The sequence below is a fragment of the Mycobacterium sp. genome (genome assembly GCF_052145595.1).
In the GTDB taxonomy this organism is placed as follows: Bacteria; Actinomycetota; Actinomycetes; order Mycobacteriales; family Mycobacteriaceae; genus Mycobacterium.
The window spans coordinates 1-5,582 of record NZ_JBKQOI010000106.1; the positions used below are offsets into that span (position 1 = coordinate 1).

6 protein-coding genes and 1 pseudogene are annotated in these 5,582 nt (G+C 69.5%); 1 reads left to right on the forward strand and 6 read right to left on the reverse strand.

From position 1 onward, the window contains the following. Positions 1–220, reverse strand: a 220-nt coding sequence (gene rpsB / locus ACLP4W_RS09555; protein WP_442385898.1) for a 30S ribosomal protein S2, incomplete at its 3' end; no start/stop codon positions are given. Positions 221–539: 319 nt separating this feature from the next. Here rpsB and ACLP4W_RS09560 point away from each other — a divergent pair. Beyond that, positions 540–983: pseudogene (locus tag ACLP4W_RS09560) on the forward strand (M23 family metallopeptidase); the annotation flags it as partial. A 5-nt stretch (positions 984–988) separates the two neighbouring features. On the opposite strand, the gene ACLP4W_RS09565 reads toward ACLP4W_RS09560, so the two are convergent. From ACLP4W_RS09565 to ACLP4W_RS09585, 5 genes are all read right to left on the reverse strand, one after another. Beyond that, a complete protein-coding gene (locus tag ACLP4W_RS09565; RefSeq protein WP_442385899.1) occupies positions 989–1,897 on the reverse strand; it encodes a tyrosine recombinase XerC in 909 nt (302 codons plus the stop codon). Positions 1,898–1,929: 32 nt separating this feature from the next. Continuing rightward, positions 1,930–3,090, reverse strand: a complete 1,161-nt coding sequence (locus ACLP4W_RS09570; protein ID WP_442385900.1) for a lactate 2-monooxygenase — start codon at positions 3,088–3,090, stop codon at positions 1,930–1,932. 1 nt (position 3,091) lies between these two features. Further along, positions 3,092–3,940, reverse strand: a complete 849-nt coding sequence (locus ACLP4W_RS09575) for a siderophore-interacting protein (protein WP_442385901.1) — start codon at positions 3,938–3,940, stop codon at positions 3,092–3,094. Between the two features lie 33 nt (positions 3,941–3,973). Next, positions 3,974–5,149, reverse strand: coding sequence for a DNA-processing protein DprA (dprA, locus tag ACLP4W_RS09580; protein WP_442385902.1), 1,176 nt, complete (start codon positions 5,147–5,149; stop codon positions 3,974–3,976). Continuing rightward, the coding region (locus ACLP4W_RS09585; protein WP_442385903.1) for an ATP-binding protein at positions 5,146–5,582 on the reverse strand (437 nt) is incomplete at its 5' end. The genes dprA and ACLP4W_RS09585, both read right to left, overlap by 4 nt.

Here is a 5,582-nt window from a genome sequence, read left to right on the forward strand (position 1 = left end):
TCTTGGTGCCGACGAACAGCACGCTGCCACCGTGGGCGACGGTCTCCTTGACGAACTCGTACGCCTTGTCGATGAAGGTCAGCGTCTGCTGCAGGTCGATGATGTAGATGCCGTTGCGGTCGGTGAAAATGAACCGCTTCATCTTGGGATTCCAGCGACGGGTCTGATGCCCGAAGTGGGTGCCGCTGTCAAGCAGCTGCTTCATGGTGACTACGGCCATGCTTGTGCCTTACCTGTGGTCGGTTGTCGCCCGGCATCGGCTGAGGCCGGGCCCTGGCGTCTGCTGCGATGCCGGACCCTGTTACGGGACCGCCCGGCATGCGGTGCGAACTCCTAGAGGAACGGGAGGTGCGGTGCAGGCGCGCGAAGTCAGCCCGCGAACGAGCTGCGACCAGGAGTTTACACCGACTCAGCAGGTGGTTTTTCCACAGTGGTGTCGTCGTGCACAGAACGGGTCGAGGCGGTTGGCCTCGTTGCCGGCGCCGCGCTGAACTCAATGCGTGCGGTGGATGATGCTGGTGCTGGGCGTCGGCCTGGTCAGCGCGTCGCCGGCGGTCGCGGACGACGCGCGGCTGGATTGGCCGTTGCGGCCGCCCCCGGCGGTCGTCCGGGGATTCGACGCCCCGTCACCCGACTGGAATCCCGGTCACCGGGGCGTGGACCTGCCCGGCACTCCTGGTCAGCCGGTGTATGCCGCCGGTACGGCAACGGTGGTGTTCGCCGGGCTGCTGGCCGGGCGGCCGGTGGTGTCGCTGGCCCATGCCGGCGGATTGCGCACCAGCTATGAGCCGGTACGGGCGGCCGTCCGGGCCGGCCAGACGGTGACGGCGCAGTCCGTGCTCGGCGAGTTGGCGGCCGGGCACGCCGGGTGCCGGGCCCCTGCCTGTTTGCACTGGGGTGCGATGTGGGGTCCGGCTTCGGGTGCCGACTATGTCGACCCACTCGGCCTGCTGAAATCCACTCCGGTCCGGCTCAAACCGCTGGACGGCTAGGCCCGCGGGTGGGCCTGGTCGTGCACCGCTCGCAGCCGAGAGACCGCGACGTGGGTATAGAGCTGGGTGGTCGCAAGGCTGGAATGGCCGAGCAACTCCTGGACGACCCGCAGGTCGGCCCCGCCTTCGAGCAGGTGTGTGGCCGCGCTGTGCCGCAGCCCGTGCGGTCCCATGTCGGGTGCGCCGTCCACTGCGGCGACGGTCTGGTGCACGACAGTGCGCGCCTGCCGCACGTCCAGCCGCCGGCCTCGCGCGCCCAGCAGCAGCGCCGGCCCGGACTCGGCGGTCACCAGAGCGGGACGCCCATCGGCCAGCCAGGCGCTAAGCGCGTCCGCGGCCGGCAGCCCAAACGGCGCGGTGCGTTGCTTGTTGCCCTTACCCAGGACACGCACCAGCCGATACCGGGTGTCCACATCGTCGATGTCCAGGCCGCACAGCTCGCTCACCCGGATGCCGGTGGCATACAGCATCTCGACAATCAACCGGTCGCGCAAAGCCAGCGGATCACCTTGCTCGGCACCGGATTTCGCCGCCGCCATGGCCTGTAGCGCCTGATCCTGGCGCAGCACCGCCGGCAGCGTGCGGTGCGCCTTCGGCACTTGCAGCCGAGCGGCCGGATCCCCCGTGAGCAGGCCGCGCCGCGCCGCCCATGCGGTGAATGCTTTGACCGCCGAGGTGCGACGGGCCAACGTTGTGCGGGCCGCGCCGGCCGCAGCCGCGGCTGACAACCACGAGCGCAGCACCGGCAGGCTCAGGCCGTCCAGGCCGATTCCCGCCCCGTTTCGTTGGCCGTCGAGAAACGCGAACAGGGAGTGCAGGTCGCCCAGATACGCCCGACGGGTGTGCGCCGAACGACCGCATTGCAGTTCGAGGTATTCGTCGAACTCGTCGAGGACCGCGTCCACGGCTCCACGTTCGCAGGCGCCGTGGGCCCGACTCAGCCGACGCGCCGAAGTGTTTCCGGGGTGAGATCTTTGCGCGTGGGATAGCCGTCAACGGCCATGATCAGGTCCGCTTCGGCGAGCATCGCGCGCAGCACGTGCACAATGCCGTCGACACCCCCCAGCGCCAAGCCGTACGCGTACGGCCGGCCGATGCCCACCGCGGTCGCGCCCAGCGCGAGCGCCTTGACGACATCGGCGCCGCTGCGTATTCCCGAGTCGAACCAGACCGGCAGGCCGTCGGCCGCCTCGACAACTGCCGGCAGGCAATCCAGCGCGGGCAGGCCGCCGTTGGCTTGCCGGCCACCGTGGTTGGAGCAGTAGATGCCGTCGACGCCGCCGTCCTTGGCGCGGCGTGCGTCGTCCGGGTGGCAGATGCCCTTGACCAGCAGTGGCAGGTCGGTCAGCGACCGCAGCCATGGGAGGTCGTCCCAGGTCAGCGGCGCCCCGAAGACTTGCGCCCAGCGCAGCACCGCACCCTGCGGGTCCTCCTCCGGCGGGCGTTGCAGGCTGGCGCGGAACACCGGGTCGCTGGTGTAGTTGCTCAGGCAGTGCCCGCGCAACTGGGGGAAGTTCGACGTGCTCAAGTCGCGCGGACGCCAGCCGGTGACCCAGGTGTCGAGGGTGACGACGATGCCCTTGAAGCCGGCCGCCTCGGCACGATGAACGAAGCTGGCGGCCAGCTCGCGGTCGGTCGGTGTGTACAGCTGGAAGAACCCGGGGGTATCGCCCAAGGCGGCGGCGATGTCTTCCATGGGGTCGACCGACAATGTGGAGGCCACCATGGGGACGCCGGTGCGGGCGCCCGCGCGTGCGGTGGCCAGGTCGCCGTGACCGTCCTGGGCGCACAGGCCGATGACGCCGATCGGCGCCATGAACACCGGGGCCGGCACGCTCTGACCGAACAGCTCAACCGACAGGTCGCGTTTTGCGGCGCCGACGAACATGCGCGGGATGAGACCCCACCGCTGGAATACCTCGCAGTTGGCCCGTTGCGTGCGCTCGTCGCCGGCTCCGCCGGCTACGTAGGACCAGATCGACGGCGGCAACGCCAGCTGGGCCTTGGCCTCCAACTCCGCGAAGACCATCGGCAGCGATGGCACCACTCCGGCCAGGCCTTGCAGGTAGATCTCGTTCTGGTAGTCGCCGAACGCCACGTCAAGCCCCTGCCTCTGCCTCGGCCAGTTCACTCTTCCACTGCCGAAACGTCTCTTCGGTGCGGCCGCGCCGCCAATAACCAGAGATCGACGACGCCCACTTCGCATCCACACCGCGCTCTTTGCGGACGTACGGCCGCAAGTTGTGCATCACGGTTTGCGCTTCACCGTGGATGAAAACGTGCACCTGCCCCGGCAGCCACTGGGCCGCGGTGACCGCCTCGATCAGCGGTGCGTAATCGCCGGCGCGCTCCTCGGGAACCAGATCGGCGCGGCCACCGCGATAGACCCAGGTCACCTCCACGGACTCCGGTGCGATCAAAGGGATCTCGTCTTCTTGACCCGCCACTTCGATGAACGCCTTGCCGATCGCATTGGCGGGCAAGGCTTCCAGCGCGGTGGCGATGGCCGGTAGCGCCGATTCGTCACCGGCCAGCAGATGCCAATCCGCGGCCGGGTCGGGGGTGTAGGCGCCGCCGGGCCCCATCAGATAGATCGGCTGGCCCGGTTGAGCCGACGCGGCCCAGGTGCCCGCTATCCCGTGCTCGCCGTGCACCACGATGTCCACCACTATCTCCCGGGCCGCAACGTCGACGTGACGGACCGTCATGGTCCGTACCGAAGGCCTGTTCTCGGGGGGTAGGCCGCCGAAGCTGTCCAGCGTCAACGGCTGGGGCAACCCGGCCACGTCGACACCATCGGCAACGAAAACCAGCTTGACGTAAGAATCGGTGAACTTGCTGGGCACGAACGTGTCGAAATGACTGCTCCCCAGCACTACCCGGACCATGTGCGGAGCGATTTGTTGGGTACGGACAACTTCGAAGCTCTGCAGAGGTCGACCTGCCACTTATCCTCCTGTCCAGACCCGACCCCCCGTCGACTATACGAGCCGCGCCTCGAAAGTCTGGGCGCCAGCTTGGCCGGCGGCGGCGCGGACAATTCGCCACCGCCCGTCTTGGCGCTGCGCCAAACCGGTCACCTCGAGGATCGCCAGCGGCCCGAGCACCTGCTGGGGCGCCAGCCCCGATGCGACCGCGATCTCGTCGACCGTGGCGGCGCCGCGGCCCGGCAACGCCTCATACACCCGACGCTCGACCCCGCTTAAACCGTCGAGCGCCGTCGTCGGGTGCGGCTCTTCGGGTGCCAACTCACCGATGCGACCGACGAGCTCGACGATGTCGTCGGCCCGGGTGACCAGCTCCGCGCCGTTGCGCAGCAGCGCATGACACCCCGCCGAGGCCGACGATGTCACGGGTCCGGGCACCGCGGCCACCACCCGGCCCAGGGCCCGCGCCCAGGCGGCGGTGTTCGCGGCACCGCTGCGCAGGCCCGCTTCGACTACCACCGCGGCCCCCGCGACGCCGGCGACCAGGCGATTTCGCGTCAGAAACCGGTGTCGGGCCGGCCGGACGCCCGGCGGATATTCGGTGAACAGCAGGCCCAGTTGGCCGATGCGATGCAGCAGTGCTGAATGACCGGCCGGATACGGGATGTCGAGTCCGCCGGCGAGGACGGCCGTGGTGGTTCCGTCGCAGGCCAGCGCTGCGCGGTGTGCTGCGCCGTCGATGCCGTAGGCGCCGCCGGAGACCACCGCGACGTCGCGCTCAACCAGCCCGGCCGCCAGATCGGCGGCTATCTGCTCGCCGTATGCGGTCGAAGCCCGGGTTCCGACCAGAGCGGCCGCACGGTGCGCCACCTCGTCCAGGCGTCCGGGACCCAGCGCCCACAACACCATCGGCGGCCCGCCGCCAGGCCTTGCCCTGGTGCTACCGAACGCGGCGAAGGCCAGCAGCGGCCACTCGTCGCAGTCGGGTGTGATCAGTCGTCCTCCGCGGCTGGCGAGCAGCTCGAGATCCGCTGCGGCTCGGTCTATTTCGCGCCGGGCCTCGGTATGCCGTGCCAGGTAATCATCCACCAGCCCGCGCCGGATTCGATCGGCCGCCTCCACCGGACCGACACGCTGCACCAGGGCGGCAAGTTCAGGGCAGGGTGGTTCGGCCACCCGGGACAGGTAAGCCCACGCCCGCAATATCGGATCATCGGCCGCTGTCGTCATCGCTGCGCTCCCGGTTGCCGGAAGCTGAGCGCGGCGGCAACTTCGTCGGGCCCAGGCGATCCTCGGCCGGCCAAGTCGGCCAGGCTCCACGCGACCCGCAACGTGCGGTCCAGACCGCGGATGCTGAGCAGCCCACGGTCCAGCGCCGTACGCAGCGGGGCCATCACGGCGTTGCTGGGACGGAACTTTCGCCGCAACAGCGCCCCGCTGACTTCGGCATTGGTGCGAAATCCGTGTGGCTGCCAACGCTCGGCGGCCGCGTCGCGGGCCAGCGCGACCCGGTGGCGCACCTGCGCCGTCGATTCAGCGTCGGTGGCCGAGAACGCCCCCGCACGTACCGGATGCATCTGCACCCGCAGGTCCACCCGATCCAGCAAGGGACCGGAAAGCTTGCCCAGGTAGCGCCGTTTGGCCGCCGCCGCGCAGATGCAGT